Annotated in this window: 1 protein-coding gene; it reads left to right on the forward strand. The window is 53.1% G+C overall.

Annotated elements, in window-relative coordinates; genetic code table 11:
* Positions 1-525 (forward strand): DDE-type integrase/transposase/recombinase (locus tag PORUE0001_RS01355; RefSeq protein WP_007364656.1); only part of this gene is annotated, 525 nt, incomplete at both ends.

Genomic DNA, 525 nt, shown 5'->3' on the forward strand with positions numbered 1-525 from the left:
CCAAGTAGGTCGAGACTGGCTCTACAAAGTGTTAGGAGCCAACGATATGCTGCTGAGAAGTCGCAAGCGCAAGCGTCCACCCCAGACGACCAAAGGAGTAGTCAATCACGGCTTCCAAGACCACCTGAACACCACCCCTAAGTACATCGCCACCGACCATTGCCGGCTCACCGTATCAGACATAACCTACGTCAAGTGTTTAGGGGGCTTCGCATATCTCTCCCTGACGATGGATGCTTATAGCCGCATCATCACCGGCTTTGACCTGCAGCCCACGCTCTCCACAGAGGGCCCCTACAACGCACTAAAACAGACCGTTGACTTCTACAAAAAGCATGGCTTTGACCTCAAAGGACTCATCTTCCATAGCGACCGAGGCTGTCAATACGTCTCCAAGCAGATGACCGACTACGAGGCCAGCCTAGGCATCGTAACCAGCGTTACCCAGACAGGCAACCCTCTCCACAACGCTATGGCTGAGCGACTTAACGGAATCATCAAGAACGACTGGCTCTACAACTTTGA

The sequence above is a fragment of the Porphyromonas uenonis 60-3 genome (assembly GCF_000174775.1).
Lineage (GTDB): Bacteria > Bacteroidota > Bacteroidia > Bacteroidales > Porphyromonadaceae > Porphyromonas > Porphyromonas uenonis_A.